The sequence below is a fragment of the Rhizobium sp. BK650 genome (assembly GCF_014195325.1).
Classification (GTDB): Bacteria; Pseudomonadota; Alphaproteobacteria; order Rhizobiales; family Rhizobiaceae; genus Rhizobium.
In genome coordinates this window covers 1-24,145 of sequence record NZ_JACIBK010000015.1, presented here as the reverse complement: position 1 = coordinate 24,145, position 24,145 = coordinate 1, and the positions used below count along the sequence as shown (strand labels likewise).

The 24,145-nt window shown below is 58.3% G+C and carries 22 protein-coding genes; 8 read left to right on the top strand and 14 right to left on the bottom strand.

The genetic code is table 11. From position 1 onward, the window contains the following. Positions 1-15 precede the first annotated feature (15 nt). Positions 16-471, top strand: a complete 456-nt coding sequence (locus FHX15_RS27020; RefSeq protein ID WP_184401426.1) for a PTS sugar transporter subunit IIA — start codon at positions 16-18, stop codon at positions 469-471. An 89-nt stretch (positions 472-560) separates the two neighbouring features. Here the strand turns inward: FHX15_RS27020 and FHX15_RS27015 are convergent, their stop codons facing one another. Continuing rightward, positions 561-1,592, bottom strand: a complete 1,032-nt coding sequence (locus FHX15_RS27015) for a porin (RefSeq protein WP_184401425.1) — start codon at positions 1,590-1,592, stop codon at positions 561-563. 355 nt (positions 1,593-1,947) lie between these two features. On the opposite strand from FHX15_RS27015, the gene FHX15_RS27010 reads away from it, so the two are divergent. From FHX15_RS27010 to FHX15_RS26990, 5 genes are all read left to right on the top strand, one after another. After that, positions 1,948-2,973 (top strand): sulfate ABC transporter substrate-binding protein, encoded by a 1,026-nt coding sequence (locus tag FHX15_RS27010; RefSeq protein ID WP_184401424.1) that lies wholly within the window; start codon positions 1,948-1,950, stop codon positions 2,971-2,973. Positions 2,974-2,981: 8 nt separating this feature from the next. Continuing rightward, positions 2,982-3,839, top strand: a complete 858-nt coding sequence (gene cysT / locus FHX15_RS27005; RefSeq protein ID WP_184401423.1) for a sulfate ABC transporter permease subunit CysT — start codon at positions 2,982-2,984, stop codon at positions 3,837-3,839. Beyond that, positions 3,829-4,716 carry a sulfate ABC transporter permease subunit CysW gene (gene cysW, locus FHX15_RS27000; protein ID WP_184401422.1) on the top strand — a complete coding sequence of 296 codons (888 nt, stop codon included), beginning with the start codon at positions 3,829-3,831 and terminating at the stop codon, positions 4,714-4,716. Before cysT ends, cysW begins: the two co-directional genes overlap by 11 nt. A gap of 10 nt (positions 4,717-4,726) precedes the next feature. Continuing rightward, complete coding sequence (locus FHX15_RS26995) at positions 4,727-5,767, top strand: sulfate/molybdate ABC transporter ATP-binding protein (protein WP_184401421.1); 1,041 nt, start codon at positions 4,727-4,729, stop codon at positions 5,765-5,767. Positions 5,768-5,926: 159 nt separating this feature from the next. Continuing rightward, positions 5,927-6,733 carry a cell wall hydrolase gene (locus tag FHX15_RS26990; protein ID WP_184401420.1) on the top strand — a complete coding sequence of 269 codons (807 nt, stop codon included), beginning with the start codon at positions 5,927-5,929 and terminating at the stop codon, positions 6,731-6,733. Positions 6,734-6,850: 117 nt separating this feature from the next. Here FHX15_RS26990 and pepT read toward each other — a convergent pair whose 3' ends face one another. From pepT to FHX15_RS26945, 9 genes are all read right to left on the bottom strand, one after another. Continuing rightward, entirely contained in the window at positions 6,851-8,083 is a 1,233-nt protein-coding gene (pepT, locus tag FHX15_RS26985) for a peptidase T (protein WP_184401419.1), read from the bottom strand. A gap of 134 nt (positions 8,084-8,217) precedes the next feature. Next, positions 8,218-9,276, bottom strand: coding sequence for an ABC transporter ATP-binding protein (locus FHX15_RS26980; RefSeq protein WP_184401418.1), 1,059 nt, complete (start codon positions 9,274-9,276; stop codon positions 8,218-8,220). A 4-nt stretch (positions 9,277-9,280) separates the two neighbouring features. Continuing rightward, the gene (locus tag FHX15_RS26975) at positions 9,281-10,111 is read right to left on the bottom strand and encodes a carbohydrate ABC transporter permease (RefSeq protein WP_184401417.1); all 831 of its coding nucleotides are present in this window, start codon (positions 10,109-10,111) and stop codon (positions 9,281-9,283) included. A gap of 3 nt (positions 10,112-10,114) precedes the next feature. Beyond that, positions 10,115-11,050 carry a carbohydrate ABC transporter permease gene (locus tag FHX15_RS26970; RefSeq protein WP_184401416.1) on the bottom strand — a complete coding sequence of 312 codons (936 nt, stop codon included), beginning with the start codon at positions 11,048-11,050 and terminating at the stop codon, positions 10,115-10,117. A gap of 94 nt (positions 11,051-11,144) precedes the next feature. Continuing rightward, a complete protein-coding gene (locus FHX15_RS26965; RefSeq protein ID WP_184401415.1) occupies positions 11,145-12,407 on the bottom strand; it encodes an ABC transporter substrate-binding protein in 1,263 nt (420 codons plus the stop codon). Positions 12,408-12,444: 37 nt separating this feature from the next. Further along, positions 12,445-13,611 (bottom strand): PLP-dependent transferase, encoded by a 1,167-nt coding sequence (locus FHX15_RS26960; protein ID WP_184401414.1) that lies wholly within the window; start codon positions 13,609-13,611, stop codon positions 12,445-12,447. Then, on the bottom strand, positions 13,608-14,330 hold the full coding sequence (locus FHX15_RS26955) for a FadR/GntR family transcriptional regulator (RefSeq protein WP_184401413.1): 723 nt from the start codon (positions 14,328-14,330) through the stop codon (positions 13,608-13,610). Before FHX15_RS26955 ends, FHX15_RS26960 begins: the two co-directional genes overlap by 4 nt. 551 nt (positions 14,331-14,881) lie before the next feature. Next, entirely contained in the window at positions 14,882-15,580 is a 699-nt protein-coding gene (locus FHX15_RS26950; protein ID WP_184401412.1) for an RES family NAD+ phosphorylase, read from the bottom strand. Further along, entirely contained in the window at positions 15,574-15,987 is a 414-nt protein-coding gene (locus tag FHX15_RS26945; RefSeq protein ID WP_184401411.1) for an MbcA/ParS/Xre antitoxin family protein, read from the bottom strand. The genes FHX15_RS26950 and FHX15_RS26945 overlap by 7 nt, the downstream gene beginning before the upstream one ends. A gap of 593 nt (positions 15,988-16,580) precedes the next feature. Here FHX15_RS26945 and FHX15_RS26940 point away from each other — a divergent pair. After that, entirely contained in the window at positions 16,581-17,192 is a 612-nt protein-coding gene (locus FHX15_RS26940) for a L,D-transpeptidase (RefSeq protein WP_184401410.1), read from the top strand. A gap of 498 nt (positions 17,193-17,690) precedes the next feature. On the opposite strand, the gene FHX15_RS31855 is transcribed toward FHX15_RS26940, so the two are convergent. The 4 genes from FHX15_RS31855 to FHX15_RS26920 all read right to left on the bottom strand — a co-directional run bounded on the left by FHX15_RS31855 (position 17,691) and on the right by FHX15_RS26920 (position 22,693). Then, on the bottom strand, positions 17,691-17,987 hold the full coding sequence (locus tag FHX15_RS31855) for a response regulator (protein WP_184401409.1): 297 nt from the start codon (positions 17,985-17,987) through the stop codon (positions 17,691-17,693). 567 nt (positions 17,988-18,554) lie between these two features. Further along, positions 18,555-19,772: an adenylate/guanylate cyclase domain-containing protein gene (locus FHX15_RS26930; protein WP_184401408.1), complete on the bottom strand. Its 1,218-nt coding sequence runs from the start codon at positions 19,770-19,772 to the stop codon at positions 18,555-18,557. Between the two features lie 11 nt (positions 19,773-19,783). Further along, positions 19,784-21,415 carry an MDR family MFS transporter gene (locus tag FHX15_RS26925; RefSeq protein WP_184401407.1) on the bottom strand — a complete coding sequence of 544 codons (1,632 nt, stop codon included), beginning with the start codon at positions 21,413-21,415 and terminating at the stop codon, positions 19,784-19,786. 99 nt (positions 21,416-21,514) lie between these two features. Continuing rightward, positions 21,515-22,693, bottom strand: coding sequence for an HlyD family secretion protein (locus tag FHX15_RS26920; protein WP_184401406.1), 1,179 nt, complete (start codon positions 22,691-22,693; stop codon positions 21,515-21,517). 137 nt (positions 22,694-22,830) lie between these two features. Here FHX15_RS26920 and FHX15_RS26915 point away from each other — a divergent pair, with 137 nt between their 5' ends. Continuing rightward, positions 22,831-23,733, top strand: a complete 903-nt coding sequence (locus FHX15_RS26915) for a LysR family transcriptional regulator (RefSeq protein ID WP_184401405.1) — start codon at positions 22,831-22,833, stop codon at positions 23,731-23,733. Positions 23,734-24,145 lie beyond the last annotated feature (412 nt).

Below are 24,145 nucleotides of genomic sequence, written 5' to 3'. Positions count from 1 at the left end.
AGCATCGGGACTGAAATGAACCTCTCCAACATCATCCGGCCGGAACACACCTTCATTGGCCTGTCGGTAACGACCAAATGGCGCGCGCTGCAGGCGATATCCGAAAAGGCCGGCAAAGCCTTCAGCATTGATGGCCACGCCGTCCTGAAGGCGCTCGAATCCCGAGAAAAGCTGGGCTCCACCGGCATCGGCAACGGCATTGCCGTTCCCCATGCGGCCATCGACGGCATGACAAGCCCACGGGGCCTGCTAATCCGCTTTGCCCAGCCGCTCGATTTCGATGCGATCGACGATATCCCAACAGATATCGCCTTCGTGCTGCTCTTTGGGGAAAATAATCGTGGAGAATATCTGAACGTGCTCGCAGCCATTGCCCGCCGGCTTCAGTCGGATGGGGTGCTGGCGGCCATGCGCAAGGCCCGAAGAACCGATGAATTTTATTCGGATTTCATTGCCGATTCGCGCGTATGAGGGAAACTCGCTTGACACTTTCGACCTTCTCCCCGCCGTAGCGGGGGGAAGGCAAATCGGTAGCAGGGGCCGCATAGGCCCTTTTTTTATTAGAAGTCGCGCTGCAGACGCAGGAAACCGAAGGTTTCGTCGTCGCCGTCTTCTTCGTCGTGATACTGAACGCTGACCTTGCTGCGCAGGTTTTCAGCGATCTGGTAATCGACGGTAACACCGGTGGTATAAGCACTGCCGCCGGTGAAGTCGCCACTATCATCGAGTTCGATCTTGTCGAAGTACTGGAAGGCCGGGGTAACAGCCAACTTGTCGGTGAGCTTGACCTTGTACTCGGCAGCGACTGTCCATTCGGACTCTTCGTAATAGTAGTTAGCGCCGCTAGCCCAGATGCCAGCGAGGCCAAGGGTGCCGGGACCGATGTCGGCATACAGGATTGCGCGGATGGCGCCTTCCTCGTTGTCGGTATCGTAGCTGCCGAGCAGGTAGCCGCTAAAGGCGCCGCTCTTGAAGGAAACCTGGGCCGCAACGCCGAAGTTGTTCGGGCCCTCGCCATCCTTCTCGACATAGGCGTCTTCAAGTTCGTCGACCGAGATGCCAGCTGCGAAGCGGTCGGTCTCGTACTGATAACGGATCGAGTTGTGAGTCGTCTCGTTGCTCGAGAGCGTGTCCGTCTCACCGCTCAGATCGTCATCCCACCAGCTGTACTGCTTACCAACGCGGAAGCCGGCGATGTCGATGTAGCCTTCGTCGAGCGTGGTCGTCTGGTTGGTGGCGTTGTCAGCGTTGGTACGCAGCGTGATGACGCCGGTGAGCGTGCCATACTCGGTGTCGTTCTTGGTCTGGAAGGTGACCTGACCACGGGTAACGGCATCCCAGTCGGAGTCGTTCGGGTTGGTTACGGAGGCGCCGACGTTCTCGCCAGCATTAACCTGGAAACGGATGTAGCCTTCGATCTTAAGGCAGGTTTCCGTGCCCGGGATATAGAAGTAGCCAGTCCCGTAGGCGTCGCAAACGCGAACGTATTCTACGGGCTCCGGCTCGGCTGCGACGATAGCGTCGGCTGCATGTGCTCCGGAAACCGCTGCAAGGGCGGCGACAGAGCCAAGAAGGATAGTTTTAATAGACATCAGAAAGACCTTTTACGGTTTGAAAGAGGCAAGCAGTGCTTCAAGGACACCCCTGCCGTCGGTCGCCGAATCCCAACGACCGGACGTCCATGTAGGCACTCGAAAACGTCCGCGCTGCAAAAGAAGGCTAAAAATCGACACAGGAATGACACTTTCGAGATCGAACTGTGGCAGAAAAATCACGATTGTGGCGGGCTGCCCCAACTAGGCGCGGCCCACTATCAGCACGTGCTATTCGCAATCAGCCGCTGAAAATGGGATGGCTTTCTAAGGTTGGTCCCCGGAACCGGAACAATCTTCGTTTCATTATACGACCTAGTTGATAGAGTTTAGCGCATAACCACGGAGGGTTCCCATGCAGACTTCAAGGATCGCCCGGCTCATCGCGGCCGCGGTCATGGCAAGCAGCTTTGCGATCGGCAGCGTCGCACCGGCCTTCGCCGACCAAACGCTTCTGAACGTGTCCTATGATCCGACACGCGAATTATATAAGGATTTCAATGCCGCTTTCGCTGCAAAGTGGAAGACTGACACGGGCGAAGCCGTGACGATCCAAGCCTCTCACGGTGGTTCCGGCGCGCAGGCGCGCTCGGTCATCGACGGGCTTGAAGCCGACGTCGTGACGCTTGCGCTCGAAGGCGATATCGACGCCATCGCTAAGAAGACCGGCAAGATTCCGGCCGACTGGAAGACCAAGTTCCCGAATAATTCCACGCCCTATACCTCCACGATCGTCTTCCTCGTCCGCAAGGGCAATCCGAAGGGCATCAAGGATTGGGGCGATTTGGTCAAGGAAGGCATCCAGGTGATCACACCGAACCCAAAGACGTCGGGCGGCGCCCGCTGGAATTTCCTTGCCGCTTGGGCATGGGCCAAGCATGCGAATGGCGGCGACGACGCCAAGGCGCAGGACTATGTGACCAAACTCCTCCAGCACGTCCCGGTTCTCGATAGCGGGGCGCGTGGTGCTACCACCACCTTCGTCCAGCGCGGCCTCGGAGATGTCCTGCTTGCATGGGAAAACGAAGCCTATCTCTCGCTCGAAGAACTTGGCCCCGATCAATTCGAAATCGTCACCCCATCTCTTTCCATCCGCGCCGACCCACCGGTTGCGGTTGTCGACGGCAACGTCGACAAGAAGGGCACCCGTAAGGTCGCAGAAGCCTATCTGAACTACCTCTATTCCGATGAAGGCCAGAAGATCGCGGCAAAGCATTTTTACCGACCGATCAAGCCGGAAGCAGCCGATCCCGCTGATATCGCCCGCTTCCCAAAGCTCACTCTTGCCACGATCGACGACTTCGGCGGCTGGAAGGAAGCACAGCCGAAATTCTTCGGCGACGGCGGCGTATTTGACCAGATCTATAAGCCGGCCCAATAATAGGTCTTATGAGCGCACATAACCCCACACGGTGGCGGTTCAAGCGGCCTAGCGTCATTCCGGGTTTCGGACTGGCGCTCGGTCTTACCTTGATCTGGCTTACCCTCATCGTCCTTATCCCCCTGTCCGGTCTTGCCTGGCGGTCGAGCGCACTCGGTTGGGAGAAGTTCTTCGGCATTGCATTCGACCAGCGGACACTGAGCGCGCTGCGCATCAGCTTCGGCTGCGCATTCATCGCCGCCTGTCTCAATGTCGTCTTCGGCGTCATCCTTGCCTGGGTTCTGGTCCGTTACCGATTTCCCGGCAAACGCATTCTCGACGCCATGGTGGACCTGCCCTTCGCCCTGCCGACGGCCGTCGCCGGCATAGCACTGACCACCCTCTACGCTCCGAACGGCTGGGTCGGGCAGTTCCTGACGCCGCTCGGCATCAAGATCGCCTTCACGCCTGCCGGTATTGTCGTCGCCCTCATCTTCGTCGGTCTGCCCTTCATCGTACGAACGGTCCAGCCGGTCATGGAAGAGATCGACAAGGAAGTAGAGGAGGCCGCCGCTACGCTCGGCGCCAATCGTTTTCAGACAATTGCGCGCGTGCTGCTTCCGGGCCTTGCGCCTGCCGTGCTGACCGGTTTTGCGCTCGCCTTCGCCCGCGCCGTCGGCGAATACGGTTCGGTCATCTTCATTGCCGGCAATCTGCCGTTTAAATCGGAAATCGCCCCGTTGCTGATCGTTATCAAGCTCGAAGAATACAATTACGCGGCGGCGACCGGCATCGCCGCGATCATGCTGATTATCTCCTTCTCGATGCTGTTTGTCATCAATCTCATGCAAAGCTGGAGCAGGCGGAGGTACGGTTATGGCGTCTGATGCTATCCCAGCTGCTTCGACGGTCGAACCGCGCAAGGTCCATTCAGCCGTCACCGAGAGCAAAGTCGCCCGTGTCACGCTGGTCGTGATCGCGCTCGTCTTCCTGCTGTTGATCGTGCTCCTGCCGCTCACAGCCGTCTTCGTCGAAGCCTTCCGCAAGGGGACCGGCGCTTTCTTCACAGCGCTCCAGGATGTCGAAACCTTCTCGGCAATCCGTCTGACGCTGATCGTTGCCGGCGTCAGTGTGCCGCTGAACCTCGTCTTCGGCATTGCCGCTGCATGGGCGATCGCCAAGTTCGAATTTAAGGGAAAGGCCTTCCTGACGACGCTGATCGATCTTCCCTTCTCGGTTTCGCCGGTGATCTCGGGCCTCGTCTTCGTGCTGCTCTTCGGAGCCAACACATGGCTCGGTCAGTGGCTGACCGCCAACGAGATCAAGATCCTGTTTGCGGCGCCGGGTCTGATTCTTGCCACGATGTTCGTCACTTTCCCCTTCGTTGCGCGCGAGCTCATTCCGCTCATGCAGGAACAGGGAACGCAGGATGAAGAGGCAGCTCTTTCGCTCGGCGCAAGCGGCTGGCAAGCCTTCTGGCATGTGACCTTGCCAAACATCAAATGGGGTCTGCTCTACGGTGTGCTGCTCTGCAATGCCCGCGCCATGGGCGAGTTTGGCGCCGTATCGGTCGTATCGGGCCATATTCGCGGCCAGACCAACACGATGCCTTTGCAGGTGGAAATCCTCTATAACGAGTATAATTTCACGGGGGCCTTTGCGGTCGCTTCGCTTCTTGCCTTGCTCGCCCTCGTCACACTTGTTTTGAAGACGCTGCTGGAAATGCGCTATAGCGCCGAAATCGCCGCCAGCCGGCGGCACTGAAGGAATTAGAATGGAAGTACGCGTCCAAAACATACGCAAGGAATTCGACCGCTTTCCGGCCCTGCATGACGTTTCGCTCGATATCCGCTCCGGCGAGCTGATCGCATTGCTCGGACCCTCCGGTTCCGGCAAGACCACGCTGCTGCGCCTCATTGCGGGTCTCGAAAGCCCCACTGAAGGCCAGATCTTCTTCGGCGACGAGGATGCTTCGCGAAAGACGGTCCAGCAGCGCAATGTCGGCTTCGTATTCCAGCATTACGCGCTTTTCCGACACATGACGGTGCTCGAAAATGTCTCCTTCGGCCTGAAGGTACGCAAGGCATCGCGCCGTCCACCGAAGGCAGAAATCCGAAAGCGCGCTCTGGAACTGCTCGATCTCGTGCAGCTCTCGGGTCTTGAAAAGCGCTATCCGGCACAACTTTCAGGCGGCCAGCGTCAGCGCGTGGCGCTGGCCCGCGCCATGGCGGTTCAGCCAAACGTCCTGCTGCTTGACGAGCCGTTCGGCGCACTTGATGCGCAGGTCCGCAAGGATCTGCGCAAATGGCTGCGCGAAATTCATGACCGCACTGGCCATACCACCATCTTCGTCACCCACGATCAGGATGAAGCGATGGAACTTGCCGACCGTGTCGTCGTCATGAGCCAGGGCGCGATCGAGCAGGTCGGCACGCCAGACCAAGTTTACGACAGTCCCGATTCGCCCTTCGTCTTCGGCTTCGTCGGCCAGTCGAATTGCCTGCAGGTGGAGATCGCTGACGGCGATATCCGCTTCGAGGGCCGTTCGCTCGGCCTCAATGCGGAGGGCGAGCCAGATGGTACGGCCCAGCTCTATTTCCGTCCGCATGATGTCCGGCTCTGCGAATCGGCAGAGAACTGTATTGCCGGCCAGCTTGTCGCCAGCAGGCGTGTGGCAGGTACCCGGCATATCGAACTCGATATCGGCAAGGATCGTCCGCATATCGAAATCGAACTTTCGCCAAGCGAAGCCGACAGGCTGGATCGCTCACGCGTCGCCTTCAAGCCGACCCGCTGGAAGCTCTTCCGGAGTTGATCTCAGCTTCAACGCCGGTTCCCGCCAGAATCGTATTTCAGCGGGAACCCTTTGTTATTTTTGTTATCTCCGGTTGTTTGTATTTTTGTCACATACCGACTAAAAACGTTTTCGCTGAATCGAGAAGGGCTGGACTAATCCAATAGGAGGCACCTGGCGTTGAGGGCGGAGATTTCCTTTGGAAAATCCCTGGTAGGGATTTTATTCGTAGGATTGGCAGCCGTGAGCTGCACGACGACATCGAAACCGGCGGCAGCGCCGGTCAAAGCCAAATCGAAACAGAGCCAACAGGCGAAGGTCACTTTCAATTATACCGCCAAGGATCGAGATTGCCTCAAGCGCGCGATGTATTTCGAATCGCAGCACTCGGATGAAGCCGGCTACCTGGCCGTCGGCAGTGTCATCATGAACAGACTGACCTCCGGTGCCTATGCTGATTCCATCTGCGGCGTCGTGGCCCAAAAGAAGCAGTTTGCGCCGGGCGTCATGACGCGCGAGGTCAAGCCGCAAGCAGAGCCAGAACTTGCGACCGCGGCTGATGCCATCCTGAGCGGCGAGCGTCATCCGGCGGTAGGCGACGCAATGTTCTTCCACACGGCCGGATTGAAATTTCCCTATAACAACATGCATTACGTGACCGTTGCGGGCGGCAACGCCTTCTACGAGAAGCGTGACGAAGAGGGCGCGCTTGAGACCCCGCCGCCGCTGCCCTCGTATGAAGTTGCGATGAACTACGTGCCGGGTCAAAGCATGTTGCCGCCGCAGTTCGAGGTCCTGATCCCGTCGGACGTTCCGGTGCCGATCCCGTCTCCTGACCCTGCGCCGACTGCAAGCATCAATCCTTTGCCAATGCCCGCAGCGGCAACGGCAATCGAGCCTGACCCAGGTACGCCAGTTGCCGTTCCGACACCGCGCCCCGCCTATGACAGCGTGACGTTGACAAACATTTCGAGAATCGGCGGCTGATCCGGAAAAAAGCCTAAAGCGGGTCGCGATCCTTCAGATCCGCTTGCTGCGCTTTAGGACTTCGTTTTTACGCACGTCACTACTGTATGACCGCTGCGCTCTTTCGCAGGAGACGTCTTAGGCGCGTTCTTCCCAGACCTTGGCAAGCTCGACAATCGTCTTGACAGCCTTTTCCATATCTTGGCGGCTGATCCATTCGAGGGGCGAATGGAAGGCATGCCCGCCAGCAAAGATGTTCGGGCACGGCAGGCCCATGAAGGAGAGGCGCGAACCGTCGGTGCCACCGCGGATGCTGCCGCGCACCGGCGTCATGCCCGCCCGGCGCACCGCCTCGACGGCGTTCTCGATGATTTCCGGATGACGGTCGAGCACCACCTTCATGTTGCGATACTGTTCCTTCACGTCGAAGCGGTAGCTCGATCCCGGATATGCTTTTATCACGTCCCTAACGATTTCTTCGAGCATGGCCTCCTTTTCGACCAGCCCCTCGTTGGTGAAATCGCGGATGATGAGGCTGATCGCCGCCTTTTCCATCGAGCCGGCCACACCCGTTGGATGAATGAAGCCCTGCTTTCCCTCTGTCGTCTCAGGTGCGATCTCCTTCGGCAGCCGATCGATGATCGCGCCTGCAATCTTGATCGCATTTTCCATCCGGTCCTTGGCAAAACCAGGATGGATCGCCACGCCGGCAATGACGATATCGACGCTATCGGCCGAAAAGGTCTCGTCCTCGATATGGCCGGCAGTTTCGCCATCCATCGTGTAGGCGAAATCCGCGCCGAGCTTTTTCAGATCGACCTTGTTGACGCCGCGGCCGACTTCCTCATCAGGCGTAAACAGGATCTTGATCGCCCCGTGCTTGATCTCGGGATTATCGATGAGAATCTTTGCCGCTGCCATGATTTCCGCCAGCCCCGCCTTGTCGTCAGCACCGAGCAGGGTTGTGCCATCAGTGGTGATGATGTCGTTGTTGATCTGGTTCTTTAGCTCGGGGTGCTCGCAAACACGGATCACCCGGTTCGGGTCGCCGGGAAGCCGGATATCGCCGCCAGTATAGTTCTTCACAATCTGCGGCTTGACGTTGGTGCCTGTGAAATCGGGCGCAGTATCCATATGTGAGCAGAAGCAGATGACCGGTACGTTCTTGTCGGTATTGGCCGGAATGGTCGCATAGACATAGCCGTGCTCGTCGAGATGTGCATCCGAAAGGCCGATCTCCAGGAGTTCCTCGACCAGAATGCGGCCGAGATCCTTCTGTTTTTCGGTGCTCGGCTGCGTCGAAGAGGATGGATCGGATTGGGTGTCGATGACGACATAGCGGAGAAAGCGGTCGAGAACAGTGTCTGTCATAATATCCATTCCAGCATGATCATCATCTGATGATAGCCATCGAGGGGCTGGCGATGAAAGCTCTTTTCCGCCCGTCGCGGACTGCATCGTCATCCAATCCTCACGTCCTCGGTCAGGCTATGGCTTTCGCCAACTCAATCGACGCGATTGCCTTCGCCGTTGAACACATGCAGATGCTTGGCCGGAAACGCGACGTTGACCTTCGGTCCCGCGCTCAGCGCTTCACGGTCGAGCGTGAAAATCTTGAACGGCAGGCCATGCAGCGAAAGATGCAGGATGATGCCGAAGCCCGTCGGCTCGACAAGTTTGACGTCGGCAACAACCCCTCCCCGATCGCTCGTCATGACGACGTGTTCCGGCCGGATGCCGAGCGTGACTTTTTCGCCGTTCGACAAAGGCAGTGACTTATCGAGCAGCACGATCGTACCGTCTTTTAACGTCACGCCACCCGCCTCGTAGCTCGCTTCCAGGAAATTCATGCCTGGAGAACCGATGAAGCCCGCAACGAATAGGTTGGCGGGGCGATCGTAGAGTTCCAGGGGGCTCCCAACTTGTTGCACGACGCCAGCATGCATGGCGACGATCCGGTCCGCCAGCGTCATCGCCTCGATCTGGTCATGGGTCACATAAATCGAAGTCGCTTTGAGGTCGCCATGCAGTTTCTTGATCTCGGCACGCATCTGCTCGCGCAGGCGCGCGTCGAGATTCGACAGCGGCTCGTCGAACAGGAAGGCTTTCGGCTGGCGCACGATGGCACGGCCCATGGCGACGCGCTGGCGCTGACCGCCTGATAATGCCTTCGGCCGGCGCTCAAGCAGCGGATCGAGGCCGAGCTTTGAGGCCGCACCTGCAACGGCACTGGTGATCTTTTCCTTCGCCGTCTTCCTGAGCTTCAGGCTGTAGCTCATATTGCCGGCGACATTCATGTGCGGATAGAGGGCATAGGACTGGAAGACCATAGCGATGTCGCGATCCTTCGGATGCAGCTCATTGACACGATTGCCCGCGATGCGGATCTCGCCGCCCGTCACGTCTTCGAGGCCTGCGATCATGCGCAACAAGGTGGACTTGCCGCAACCGGAAGGACCGACGAGAACGACGAATTCGCCATCCCTGATCTCCAGATCGACGCCGTGCAGCACCGAGAAATGACCGTAGGATTTCTGGATATTCTTAATATCGATCGATGCCATGTGACTAACCCTTGACCGCACCGGCCGTCAGGCCCTGAACGAGATAACGCTGGATAAGCAGGAAGAAGAGGCCGGCCGGAATGAGCGCCATGACACCTGCCGCCATCATCTGCCCGAAATCCACGGAGAATTTCGAAACGAAGGTAAGAAGGCCAACCGGGAAGGTCGCCGCGTCATTGCCGTTGATCAGCATCAGCGCGAAGAGAAGTTCGCTCCACGCCGCCGTAAAGACGAAGCCGAGCGTTGCCGCAATACCGGGCAGCGTCAACGGCAGGATGATCTGCCGGAAGGCCGTGAACTGAGTAGCACCATCGATCATTGCCGCTTCCTCGAGATCTTTCGGAATGCCATCGAAGAAGGACTGCATCAGGAAGGTCGCAAAGGGCACGTTGAAGGCGGTGTAGACAATGACGAGGCCAGTGAGGCTGTTCGTCAGGTGCAGCGGCGACAGGATCTTGAAGATCGGCGCGACGAGCATGACGAGTGGAAACATCTGGGTGAGCAGCATCAGCGCGACGATCCAGTATTTGGCCCGGAAAGTGAATCGCGACAATGCATAACCCGATAGCGAGGCACAGATCGTCACTGCCACCGCCGTCGAGGCGGAGACGATCAGACTATTCTTGAAGAAGGTCGGAAAGGCGCTGTGCTGTAGGACAAAGCTATAATGCTCCCAAGTGGTCCGCGAGGGCCACATGCGCACGCCCTCGGTATAGAGAAGATCGTTCGGCGTGACCGAGACCTTCAGCAGCCAGAAGAGCGGGAAGAGCGCGAAGACGACATAGGCGAGGATCGCCAGGCGATGCGCAACGATGGGGAGAAGGGATCGTCTCATGGCTCAATCCTTGGACAGAAGGCTCTGCCGCAGCAGGATGATCAGCATTGAATAGGCAAGCAGCAGCACCAGCAGCACCAGCGCGATTGCCGAGGCATAACCGAAATCGAGCCGTTTGAAGGCCTGGGTAAAGATGTAGCTCGCGACGATCTGAGTTCTGTCGGCCGGACCGCCGCCGGTCATGACGACGATGAGGTCGGCGAAATTCGAAATCCAGACAGTGCGCAACATGACGGTGATGGCGATCGTCGGCGCCAGAAACGGCAAGGTGATTGACCAGAAACGCTGAAACCAGCCGGCGCCGTCGATCGAGGCGGCCTCATAGAGATCGCGCGGGATCGCCTGCAGGGCGGCAAGCAGCGTGATGGCAAAGAAAGGAATGCCCCACCAGACATTGGCGATGATCGGTCCCCACATCGCATATTGCGGATCGGAGAGAATATTGCCCGGTTCGCTCATCAACCCCAGCGCAAACAGCCAGTGCGGGATCGGCCCGATAACCGGATTGAAAAGCCAGGCCCAGTTCAGGCCGGCAAGGAACGACGGTACGGCCCAAGGCAGGAAGACGAGCGCCTGAATGACGCCCCTTCCCCAGAACGGCTTGTCGAGCAGAAGGGCGAGGATGAGACCGAAGAAGAATTGCAGGAGGACGGAAGCGCCGGTCCACCAGAGCGTGTTCTTCAGCGCGCCATAGAAGGCCTTGTCCTGGGAAAGCGCGCGGAAATGCTCGATCCCGACAAAGCCGCCGGAAAAGGGATTGAGAAGCTGGATATCTCGGAAAGCATAGGAAACACCGACCACCAGGGGAACCAGCATGACCGCAATGATCAGGACGAGCGAGGGCGCGCTATAGAGGTAAGGCTCCGAGGCGTCGGCCAGGCGGCGCAGCCATGGCCGGCGGTCGTGGCGCATCTCAAGCGTTTCGGCGGTGATGGTCATTTACCCTATACTTCCCCTTGCGGCGCTTCCGCGCGCCGTCTGTCGTTGCATGAGCGGCGGCGGACGATCTCCGCCGCCGTTTGCGATTTTTGCCCTACTTCTTGGCGAGGAACTTCTGCTGCGCCTTGGTGAGGTAGTCGGCCCACTGATCGGCAAGGTCCTTGGCGGAGATGTCCCCGAGTAGAGCCTGCTGCGAGGTTTTGATCGCCATGGAGTCCTTGAAGAAAGCGAATTCCTCAAGGTAGGTCGGCATAACCGTCGGGACGGTGTCCTTGTCGGCCAGTTCCTCGAACCAGCCCTTGAACTGGTCACCAGCGTAGAAAGGATCCTTCTCGGCAGCCGTATAGGCCGGTAGGGCGCCGATCTTCTTGTTCCACTCGATATTGCCTTCCGGCCCTTCGAGGGTTGCGATCAGTTTCCAGGAAAGATCCTTGTTCTGGCTCGTCGTGAACATCGACCAGCCGCCGTAACCGATTGTCGGGTAAGACTTTCCGGCCGGTCCCTTCGGCAGCGGAGCTACGCCGAAATCGTCCTTCTTCATGCGCTCGGCAATGGCGATCAGCGCATCCGGATCCTGGTCAAGGAAGGCGCAGGTGCCGGAGTAGAAGCCCGCCACAACTTCGTTGAAGCCCCAGTTGACGCTGTCCTTCGGCGCATAACCCTTCTTGTAGAGATCGACCATCCACTCGATGCCCTTTGCCCAGCCTTCGCTGTTCATGGTCGAGGTGCCGTCATCCTTGAAGTACTTATTGTCACCGGCCATGGAGGCGGCAAAGATCATCCAGCCGTTCAAACCGCCCGGACCACCGCGCATGCAGTAGCCGTATTTACCCGGCAGCTTGGAGACGGCTTCGGAGGCTTTGGTGAAATCCTCCATCGTTTTCGGCGGTTCCTTGACGCCGGCTTCGGCGAGCAACTTCTTGTTGTAGAACATTGCGCGCAAATAGAAGCCGTAGGGCAGCATATAGGCGGTCTTGTTGACGTCGCGGCCGAGCTCGAGCGCACGCGGCGTCAGTTCCTTGGTGTGCTCCCACTTTGCGAGATAGGGCTCAAGGCTTTCGAGCATGCCGTTATTGGCGTAGAGCGATAGCCAGGTATCGGGCATTTCCATCACATCGGGCACGTCGCCGGCCGAAACCATGGTCGCGAACTTCTGGAAGGCTTCGTTCCAGGGCAGCGAGATGATATCGACCTTGGTGCCGGGATTGGCGGCCTCGAACTTGCCGACGATCGACTTCAGCGTCTCGGTGCGCTCAGGGCTGGTGATGACTTCGACGAGCTTGAGCGTCGTGTCCGCAAAAGCCGTGCCTGCCATCATCGTGGTCGCAAAGAGCGTTGAAAGAATGAGCTTTTTCATTTTCGGTTCCCCTCCATCGTTGTTTGTGAGGTTTCAGTTACGAGGCGACGGCAATCGCCTCCTCGATATCCCTCCACAGAGCCTCGGTTCCTTCGAGGCCGATGTGAAGGCGCACAGATTGCGGGCTGATGCCAAAGGTTTGTGCGGAGTTCGGCTGTGCCTTTTGTTGCAGCACCACCTCGCCCGGTACGATCAGGCTTTCGTGTCCACCCCAGCTTACGCCCAGCTTGAAAAGCTTGAGGTGATCTGCGAAGGCTCGGACGTCGATGCCTTCGCGGAATATGAAGGAAAAAAGACCTGACGTGCCATTGAGGCCGGCAGGCAGGCGGTTGGCAAGACCGGGATGACAGACCTGTTCGACGACATCGAGCGCCTGCAGGCGCTGCGCGATCGTCATGGCAGCCGTCTCATGTGCCCGCATTCGGATCGGCAGGGTGCGCAGTCCGCGGATCAGGAGCCAAGCATCGAAAGGCGAGAGCTTACCGCCGAGATAGGGATAGGCTTCGGCCTTGATACGGGCGATCATCTGCGTGGAACCGGCGACAACGCCGGCAACGACATCGCTATGGCCGCCGAGATATTTCGAAGCCGAATGGATCACGAGATCGACGCCGAGTGTTATCGGTCGCTGGAAGAACGGGCTCGCCCAGCTGTTATCGATCATGGTGACGACGCCGTGCTTCCTGGCAAGGGCTGCCAACGCACCGACATCATGGGCCTCCATCACCCAGCTCGTCGGGCTTTCCATATAGAAGACCTTCGCACCCGGCAGCGCCTTGGCGACAGCCTCTTCGTCGCGGCCGTCGACATAGGTCACTTCGACCTTCATGCGCTTCAGGATCGTGCCGAACAGGCGGAAGGCATCGGGATAAACATGCTTGACGGCAACGATGCGGTCGCCGGGTTCCACGAAGCTCAGAATCGCAGACGAGATCGCCGCCATGCCGCTTGCAAAACCCAATGCATCTTCGGCTCCTTCGAGCTTTGCCAGCATCTCCTCGAACAGGCGCACCGTCGGGTTCAGACCGCGCGTATAGATCGGCCGCACCTTTTCGCCGCGGTAGGAGGCGATCATGTCGTCATAGTCAGAGAAGGTGAAGAGCGATGTCTGGAAGATTGGCGGAACGACCGCTTCGGCGAAGTTGCCTTCGTCATGGGCGGTGATCATCGAAGCAAGGTCGAACGGTTCGAGGCCGTCGGTCATCGGGACATTTCCTTGATGTCTTCCTCGACCACGTCGAGGATTTTCAGTGTCTCACGCCGCGCCGCCTCGGTGTCTTGGGCGGCAATGGCGTTAAAAAGCGTGCGGTGAAAGGGAAACGACCGGCGAGCAAAATCCTGCCGATCGAAAGGATGCGTCCAGAAGCGCTCGAAGGTCTCGCGCATCTGTTCGAGAAGCTGGCGGAACAGCGGATTGTGCGTGGCATCGTAGACCGCCAGATGGAAAGCGAGATCCTCCGGACCGGAAGCACCTTTGGAAAGATGCACCCGCTCCATCTCGTCAAGTTTTTCCTGGATGACGACGAGGTCCTTCGCGGTCCGCCGCCGCGCCGCCACCATGCCGGCCTCGCATTCGATGCCACGGCGAACTTCCAGCGTCTGCAACAACACATCGCGCAGATGCGTCGTATTGAACGACAGCGGCATATGGACCGTGTCTCGAGAAACCGGTTTCAGCAGGTAGGTTCCGCTGCCTTTCCGGGTCTCGATCACGCCGAGCGCCTGGAAATGCCGGATCGCTTCACGAATGGTGGAACGCCCAACGGCAAGGGCTGCCATCAGCTCACGCTCCGCCGGTAGCCGGTCACCCGTCTGAAGCCGGGCATCTTCTACATAATGCGCTAGCGCCTCCGTCACCTGACGGGCGCGGTCGATCGCTGGAAGCGGCTGGATGACCGGCCTGTCGCTATCATTTGCCTTCATGGTTCCCCAATTTCTTACGAGGCAGTCGGTTTAAAATTGGTCTGACATCTTAGCATTTCTCAAAGCGCGAATGGCGTCAAGGAGTAGTTCTGCAAAAGGGAACTTTGGATTGGCCCACAAATCGGTTTCATGGCCCAAAATGAACTCTGGCGTGCCACATTCGCATTTTAGCGGTTTTTTGCCGATGAAGAGAAGAAGATTGCAGGCGAGCGCCTCAGGGAGATGCTCGTCCCCCATGGCGGGCGTTTCGTCGAAATGTCTGTCGATGACAGCGAGGCGATCATTTCGCTTCTGTTAGGGTCCGCCTTCTCAGATTCTCGCCGCTCAGCTTCATGATGCCGTGAGGAAGCTTGCTGCCTCGCTAGCGCGATTGCGCAAGCATACACGTACCCGGTGCCTCAGCGGGTCATCCGGTGCTCGCGAAGGCCCTTGAAGTAGCAATTTTTGCACCGTGGCTCGAGCTCGGTGCGTCTCCTTACGGAGCGCACGCTGTCGTCACCACCTGTGAAGCGCATCTGCTCGCCCGCCGACTTAGTCGCCCAAGCCGTCCGTTAAGTTACCGCCAGTACCGTCCCAGTGTCGTACTGACGCACGAAATCTACCCGTGTCCCATCCCAGTGATAGCAATAATGCCGCCCTTGGACAGGGATAGGTATAACGTCAGGCCAGAAGATGCCTATGCAGCGGTGACCAGGCTTTCGAACACTGTTCCACAAGAGGCCATCGCTTGCCTCTGCCCGCAGCCTGCGTCCCTCAAGTTGCGAAGCGGTGTAGTCGTCTGGATTCAGGACGTCAGGAACCGCGTTCACGTCGTCTAGTGCCCGGTCCACGCTTCCCACCAAGACACGAAAATCCGAAGTCCACCCTGGGGGCTGGGGCGTTGAATTCATGAACTTCTGATGGTGATGTATTGTTTCGGCGACAGCGACTTCCTCACTGTCGCCTGCATAGTAGATACCATAGCTTCCGTCCGTGAACCGCCCGGGCCGCCCGGTGGAGCAATGGACAAATGGAGCCATTACATAACTAGCGCCGGGACCCGAGACACGACGGCTCGCGGGGACCTTGCCAAGGTCGCCCACCTCAAACCGAATGCGCGGGTTCGTCTTTGCCTCGACGGCTACAAGGGCCTCCCAGTCGCGGGGGTCGGCGATGTCCTCGAACAAATCGATAGGTGGATAGATGGATCTAATGATGCGGAAGGTTTTGGGCCACTTTACATGGGAACGGACAGCAAGGCCACTCACCACGCGCTTCGCTCCGCGTCGAGCCATTCACGCATGACGGCAAGATCAGAAAGCTCGCCCTGAAGCATCACGTCAAGCGCCGACTTGCCGCCAAAGGCCGTATTCGGCGCTTTGATCCATTCATAGCCTCTTGTCGCATCCTTGAACAGATGTCGCACTCCCTTATGGATGCCCATCAGGTGAGCCATCCGCATCTTCAAGTCGCGATCAACGCGGCCCACGTTGCCTTCTTTCCACCGTGCCCATGTACGGGCTGACAAACCACCGAGCAGGATGCAAGCCTGCGCGTCTGTAAGCTTCCAAACATTGAAGAGGTTCACGGTTGTGCGCGCCAGCGCTCCTGCTTCCGTGTCGGTGATTTCAGGCAATCCACTGTTGAAGGGAGTCGAAGCAATGGGTTGGAGCTGCATGGCATCCTCTCTTTCTGACAGAAGACTAGCATGTTTATGCCACTTGGCAACTCTTGTTCTCTTTCGACGACGACATCATATCGACAGATCGACTGCCACTGCGAGGCATCGGGTTCCGCGTCTGCGCAGAATTAACCTCTATTAGGCCGCAAATTTGCGGAGCAAGTAGCCTCATTCTCCGCAAGCCGGCGTTTAGGCGATGTATAAGGAACCCTCGGATGGCCCAGACCACGCTGTTAGTGTCCAAAAGGAGGTCTGGCGTGACCAAACACGGTTTTCGGCACTTTGAACGGGCAATTTGACGCGTTGTCAGCCGAAGCGTTGTGAGGATTTTGGTGTTTTGTCTGTTGCAAGCTCGTGAAGCATTGTCTGAAACGAGGAACTAGGCGATGAAACACGACAAGCAGACCGGGCAGTAGCCGCAAGCTTGGGCCTTCCAAGCAAGTCATCATTACCCCGTTACGAACCGATTAATGCAGTTAGTCTAGATCAACCTGGGGCTGGCACAATGGCCGCTCATAGTGTTTTTATGCCATAGTGCCGCCACAGACATTCCGCCCAATCATGCTTGTATAACAAGCGGATGGCATAAAATGAGATTGATGGTTCTACTTGCTGCGAGCCTCTTTCTGACAGCGGCGCATGCCCAGGCCCAGGTTTACGCGCCGTATGATGGATACGACGAATACGACCCCTATGGGTATGAGGCCCCCTACAGCCCCTATCCCCCACCTCCCTACTACGAGCCGGAACCCGGCTATCGGGAACCTTTGCAAGAACGGCGCGAACCCTCGACGCGAAGCCCACGGGGAACCATCGTAATCGCAACGCGAGAGCACACACTTGTTTACACGACGACAAGCGGCGAGCAGTTCGTATACCCCATTGCTGTCGGTCGCGAAGGCAAACAGTGGTACGGAACGACGCGGGTCGTATCCAAACGAATGCATCCCGAATGGCGGCCGACAGCCAGCATGCGGCAGAAGAATCCAAGGCTTCCGGAAGTTGTGAAAGCTGGCCCTGCAAATCCGCTTGGAACGCGCGCGATCTATCTTGCGGACGGGTTGCTCCGCATCCACGGTACCAACGACCCCTCTTCTATCGGCACTAACGCATCGAGCGGATGCTTTCGGATGTACCGCGAGGACGTCGAAGAGCTTTACGAGATGGTGCAGCCGGGGACACGAGTGATCGTCCAGCGATAATCCCAAGGAATAGTTCCGTTACAGGTCCGACCTCCGTTTCGGGTGCCGCCGGATCGGTCAGCCTCGTTCGGCGTAACGATGATCTTGTAGTCAATTGGCGCGGACCGTGCCGGAAGAGGTGGCAGCGCGGCTGACAATAGCCGACCGGCTCCGACCTCGAGCGCAGATTGCGGTGGAAATGGGGAGGGAAAAGCCGATCACGGCAATCGAGAGGCAAGTCAACCCATCGTTAGCCTGACGTCGACACGGTCCCGCAAGCCTAAGCCGCAGTAACGCGGCCATACTCAAAAGGACGCCCGCTTGAGCCGAAGGCCAAGCGGGCTACGATGGGCCGGAATCAAGTCAGGAAACCCGAACATCAGCCGTTCGCCACCAGACGCAAGGCGGACTGCTGTTTGAATCCTGGGGTCGTCATCAATGACGTGAACCGTCGACGACATCGATGCTTGGCTGGCCTCAGTCATGGTGGCCTCAGCAGATTGAGCAATTGATTGCTATCTAGGGGCTTGCTGAGAAACGCACAGGCTCCCAGTTTGAAAGCGACAGCCGCTGCATTCGGGTCTGAATAGGTGTCATTATGATAACTGGTTGCTCGATTCCATCTTCCCTCAGCCGTCGGAGAAGTTCGATTCCGGACATTCCTGGCATCCGCAGATCGCTTATGATCCAATCACAAGTGAGGTAGCCCTTCCTAGTGACGAAATCTTCGCCCGAAGTGTAAAGCTCGGCGCGTAATCCGGCAGACGCAAGCATATCGTCCAATGCGACCCGGAAATTTCGGTCGTCATCGACCATAGCGACTATCTTCGCCCGGGAGCCAGACATTCCTTGGCAACCTATGTTGCACTCCATGCAGCGCATTGGGGATCGCCGCCACGAAGCATTAGAGGTCGTAGAGGGTCGTCCTTAGGCGGTCCTGTACAGCCCAACGATACCATGGCTGCCCTCACGAAGAAGGTATACCAAAGTTTGTGTTTTCAGTTCGCCACCACCCCCCCCGCGACCCCAAAGCTTCGTCTTGAATTTCTAAGCGAATTCCTTGCGGAGAACAAAAATAAACCATTTCTCGAGACGCTCCTCACCTTCTAGCGGCCGTTACCGACGTCATGACTGCCAGTTCCACTTGGACATCCGTCACGTGCATGTCGCCGCAGCAGGCTTAGCCATTGATCTGCGACTCGCGCAGCATGATGAGACGGACAAAGCGTGCCGGCCCTTCCGGGCGAACTCGTACAGCGAAGCAATAGCCTTGTAGTAGTAAATGCTTCGCCGAAATTGAAACAGGGCTGCATCGCAACCATCCTGTATTGACAGGTGGCGAGCTACGCGAGCGCGATCTCGGCTTGGCAACACGGATCAGCCTCACTCAGGCGTTCCGTCCTGTGTTGAGATCGTGAAAAGTTCGATCGGGTCTTCGAAACCCTTCAGATGGTGGAATTTAGTGCTGACGACGCTCTTGTTTCCAGCGCGGCGGCGGAAAGCATCCGACATCAGAACAGCCTTCCCGAGAGTGCCGCATGCCGTCTGAATGCGACTGAGAAGGTTCACGTCCGGACCAATAACAGTGAAGTCGAGCCGCCGACCCGATCCGATGTTGCCGTAACTAACGCGGCCGTAATGGAGGGCGACTGCCGCGTCGATGCGAATGGCATCGAGGACGAACCTTGAGAGTTCATTGAGAATCTCGTCGGTAGCCGCCAGTGCTTGTTTACATGCCATGCCCGCATCGGAACTCGGGAAGAACGCAAGCACGGCATCGCCCATGAACTTCAGGACTTCGCCGCCGTGGCTGGTGATGGCCGGCACGACGACGTCGAAGTAGGCGTTCAGGAGTTCAAGCACCTTTCCGTCGGGGAAGCGGTTCGACAGTTCGGTGAAGCCGCGAAGGTCGCAAAGCAGGAGCGCGGCTTCCATCGTCTCTATCTCGCCCTGCCGGATACGGCCGGCGAGAATGCGTTGCGCCGTCATCGGGCCGATATAGACGTCGAGCAGTGACAGCTCTGCCTGCCGCATGACTCGCATCTCACATGTATTGCGCAGGGCCGGGAGTATTCGTTCGATGGCGCGGATTTCCGAAAGCGCGAAGCCAGAGGCACGCTTGGTTCCGAAGGCCGTCGCGCTGACGGGTCCGTCGACATTGGACAGTGGGGCGATGACGAGCTGAACAAGTCCCCTGCCCTCGAACACGTCGATGTGCTGCCATGGCCACATCGGGTCATCGGCGTCGACGATCATCGGTTCACGGGAGTCGATGACTTTGCGAAGCGGACTCGTAGCATAGGCCATCTTCATCCCATGCTCTCGATCGTGCACTTCGATCGGCTCCCCCGGCGCCCAGGCAAGCGTGCGTCCGAGGATTTCGGGATGGAGGGTCATCAGGTGAAGCGTCAGCCTGTCGACCGGCAACCCGATCTGGCGAAGCATCCTTCCGAGTCCAGCGACCAAACCAGCCTCGTCGACCGAATGGCATTCGTCGCCCGAAAGCCATTCCAGAACCGACAGGATCGAGGACGGATCAACGCTCCGGCCGCTTGCAGCACGTTCCCTGCGCGAGACAGGTTCCTCAGTCATTATGGCCATCGCCGGATTCCTCAGTGAGCGCCCGCGCCGGAAACATGGCCGGGTTTTTTCAAGAAAAGTGTTGCAAGAAGGGCCACGACCAGCGCCACGCCAAGCAGGAAGAAGGTGTCGCTGAAGGCCATGATGGTGGCCTGCTTGCGGACACTGCCCGCGATGGCGACGAGCGCCTTTTGGGTGGCCGCGGCCTGGTCGGTGACGCCATGTGTCATGAAGTAGGTCGTCAGCCTGGCGACACGGAGCCGGGTCGCCTCCTCGAACACGCTTATCGAGTTCGTGAGGATGTTCGAGTGAAACTGCTCGCGCTTCGAGATGAAGGTCTGCAACGAAGCGATGCCGACCGCACCCCCGAGGTTGCGCATCATATTGAAGAGCGCCGATGCCGATCCGGCATTCTCCTGTTCAATGCCCGCGGTGGCGATCGCCGATAGCGGCGTGAAAACCAGGGCCTGCCCTACAGCGCGCACGACGTTTGGCCAGAAGAGCTGGTCGCTTGCATAGTCGCCCGTCATGTGAACGTTCATGAAGTTCGAGGCGGCAAAGAGTGCGAAGCCGACAATGATCAAGAGGCGGACATCAAAGCGTTCCATCAGGCGCGGGACGAGCGGGATAAGTAGAAGCTGCGGAATACCGGTCCAGGCAAGCACTGTGCCGATCTGCTCGGAGTTGTAGCCCTGGATGCGTGACAGATAGATCGGCAGTACGAAGGCCGAGCCATAGAGCGCGATTCCAAGCAGGAAGTTGGCAACGATGCCGAAGCCGAAGTTGCGGCGGAGCATCAGGCGCAGATTCAACAGTGGATGGGCGGCCCTGAGTTCGATGATCAGGAAGAGCGTCAGCGACACTGCGGCTATGACGGACAACCGAACGATGAAGTCCGAGCCGAACCAGTCTTCCTTGTTGCCTTCCTCGAGCACGGTCTGTAGCGCGGCCAGGCCGATCGCCATGGTCACGATCCCCGGCCAGTCGCCTTTGGCGAGTAGACCGAGGTTCATCGGCGAGCGATCAAGCGATCCCCAGAGCATGACAACCATGATGGAGCCGGGAACGAGGTTGACGTAGAAGATGAATTCCCAGCCATAGTTCTCCGTGAGATAGCCGCCGATTGTTGGACCGATTGCCGGAGCGAACGTCGCCGAAAGAGCAAAGAGCGCCAGGCCGATCGGCTGCTTCGGCTTGGGAAGAAGCGTGATGATGATGGTGAAGGCCATTGGGATCAGGACGCCGCCCGAGAAGCCCTGGATAGCGCGCAGCACGATCATCTGCTGCAAATTCACAGCAAAGGCGCAGGCCACGGAGAAGATCAGGAACATAACCGCGTTGACGAGCAGATAGGTTCGGACCGAGAAGACGCGGGCAAGCCAGCTGGAGAGCGGAATTACGACGATCTCGGCAATGAGGTACGATGTGGATATCCAACCACCATCATCCTTGCCTGCCCCAATCGCACCCTGGATGTCGGCGAGCGATGCGTTGACGATCTGGATGTTGAGCACAGCCATAAAGGCCCCGAGCGTGGAACCAACGACTGCGCACCACATGCGCAGCGCGTTCATCTCGGACTTCGCGGCGACCTGTGGAGGTGGTACCGGAGGCGTCGTAGGCTGAGGCCTGTCGTTGTTAACTGCGAGCTGAAGAATAGCCATGACTTATCTCCTTCCGGGTCTTCAGGAATTTCTTATGACGCCGTGATGTCGATAATCGCCAAAGGATCGGAAGGGCTGTCCGCCAGGAGCGGATGATCCTCACTCCTTCGCCGACTGCCGGGCTTCCTTGGTGTCGATCTCTGGCTCCACGGACATGCCAGACCGTAGGCGGCCAGCGATCTCGTCGTTGTCGAGCACGATCTTCACGGGAATGCGCTGCACTATCTTTGTAAAGTTGCCTGTGGCGTTGTCCGGAGGCAGCAGCGAAAACTCAAGGCCGCTTGCGGGAGAGATGCTGTCGACATGACCCTTCACTTCCAGATCAGGGAAACTGTCGACATTCACCTCGACCGATTGGCCAGGCTTCACGTAGGTGAGCTGGGTTTCCTTGAAGTTGGCAACCACGTAGACGGAATGCAGCGGAACGACGGCCATCAGCTGCGTCCCTGACGTCACGTACTGGCCAACACGGATGGAGCGCGCGCCGACGGTCCCGTCCACCGCGGCGACGATGTTCGTGTAGGAGAGGTTCAGCTCTGCCTGGCTTGCAGCCGCCGCAGCGCGGTCGCGTTGCGCGACGGCCTGATCGCGTTGGGTCTTCAGCACCGGCACCTTGTTTTTGGCGGCGACGAGCGCGGCCTGATCGCGTTCGACGGCAGCGGATGCCTGGTCCATCATGGATTGTGTCTGCTCCGCCTTCGATTGGCTACCCGCGCCGCTGACGATCAGCCGGGCGTTTCTCCCGGCCTCCGACTTCGCAAATACGAGCGAGGCGTTCGAAGCGCTTACCGCTGCCTTGGATTGATCAATGACGGACTGCTGCAATGCAATTTGCGCGTCGATGTTTGTAATGGCAGCCTCGGCAGCATTCACGTCTGCACGAGCCTGGTTGAGGGCGGTCTGATAGTCGCGATCATCGATGCGCGCTAGAACCTGCCCTGCCTTTACCGTGTCGTTGTCGTTGACCAATACTTCCTTGATGTAGCCCGCAACCTTTGGAGCAACGGTCGTGTAGTCGGCCTTCACGTATGCATCGTCGGTGGACTCAACGAAGCGACCCACCGTCCAATAGTGATGGCCGAACTTCACGCCGCAGGCAGCGCCTGACAGAAGCACAAGAGCGAGGACACCCGTCTTGATAAGCGATTTCCTAGATTTGACCGGCGCGGCTGGGGAGGCGCGTGCAGGTGGTTCGGCAGGCGCAGAAGGAATATCCTCGATCTTGCGATCTGCTTTGGCCGACGTTTCGAACAGTTCCTTGCGAGGCAATTCGACCATTTCGGAATCTCCTACGAATTCGCGCATGGAGCGCGGGTCTGTGCTGATAGAGTTAAGATGCCCCGCTGTTCGCCGACTGATAATCTGCTTATATCCGTAAGGATCATACGCTTAGAGCGGATAATCAGGAGGCGATCATGGACCGGCTCACAAGTCTTTCGGTCTTCGGGAAAGTGGTCGAATGCGGCGGGTTCACAGCCGCGGCACGACGCTTGAACATGTCGGTCACAATGGTCACCACCCACGTTCAGTCGCTGGAAGAAAGATTGGGGGTCAGGCTCCTGAACCGAACAACCCGCAAGGTCAGCCTCACCGAGACCGGGAAATTCTATTATGATCGGTCCGCCCAGATTCTTGCCGATCTCGACGAGGCAGACCGGGCGGCCAGCGCACTGACAACAACCCCACGCGGTGTTCTCAGGCTGGCTTCCACTGCAGCCATCGTAAGGTTCCTGCTTCCTGTTATGGACGAGTTCATGCAGCTCTATCCTTCGGTCACGCTGGACCTCGGAGTCAGCGAGCGCATGGTGGATATGGTCGAAGACGGCTATGACCTCGCCATCCGCACGGTCCCGTTATCCGACAACAGTCTCATCGTCCGCAAGCTGACGCCGTGGCGTCACATCCTCGTCTGCTCGCCAAGCTACCTCGAACAGCACAAGACACCAGCAACGCTTGCCGATCTCGCGGCACTAGATTGCACGCGCTATACCTACTATCCCTACGGCGACGAATGGACCTTCGAGAACGAAACTGGTGAGCGAAGCGGCGTGAAGGTCAGCGGATCGATGGTCACCAACAGCGCCGAAACACTTCGCTACCTTGCACTCAACGGCCGCGCTGTGAGCCTCGCACCTAGCTTCCTCGTATCCGACGATCTGGCTGAAGGCCGTCTCGTGCCCCTGCTACCCGAGTACCGTGGCGTAGAGTTCGCGATCAACGCCGTCTATCCGAATAAAAGTCATCTCCCGACCAAGGTCCGTCTGTTCATCGATCTGCTGGTGGATCGGTTCGCCGAGCACAGAAAGTGGATGACCTAGTGACTTACGCGGCTGAATGCTTTTACGATCGGGATACCGCGAGCGGAGCACGGACCATCGTGTGCTCCGCTTCCGCGATTTGTCCCTCTCTCCCACAACAACATCGCTCCGACAGGAGAACAGAACAAGACAGCGCTGATCGCTGGCGGAACAAGCGGCATCGGAATCGAGAGGCCCGACAGTGCTCCACATCAGAGGTTGCACCTGTCGGCGCTACTCTGTCCCCGATGGACAGGCGCATGCAAATTGCTCAACCTGCCTACCCAGTCATGACCAGCTCCTTTAGGCACGCTGACGCTCGCCCGCCGAATTGCCGCTGGGTTATGTGCGTCAAGTTCAGCAAAATTTGGCGGTCATGCGGCTTGGCGTAGAGCGAGCTTCTTGTGCTCCCGTAGATCGTCCATGTTAATAT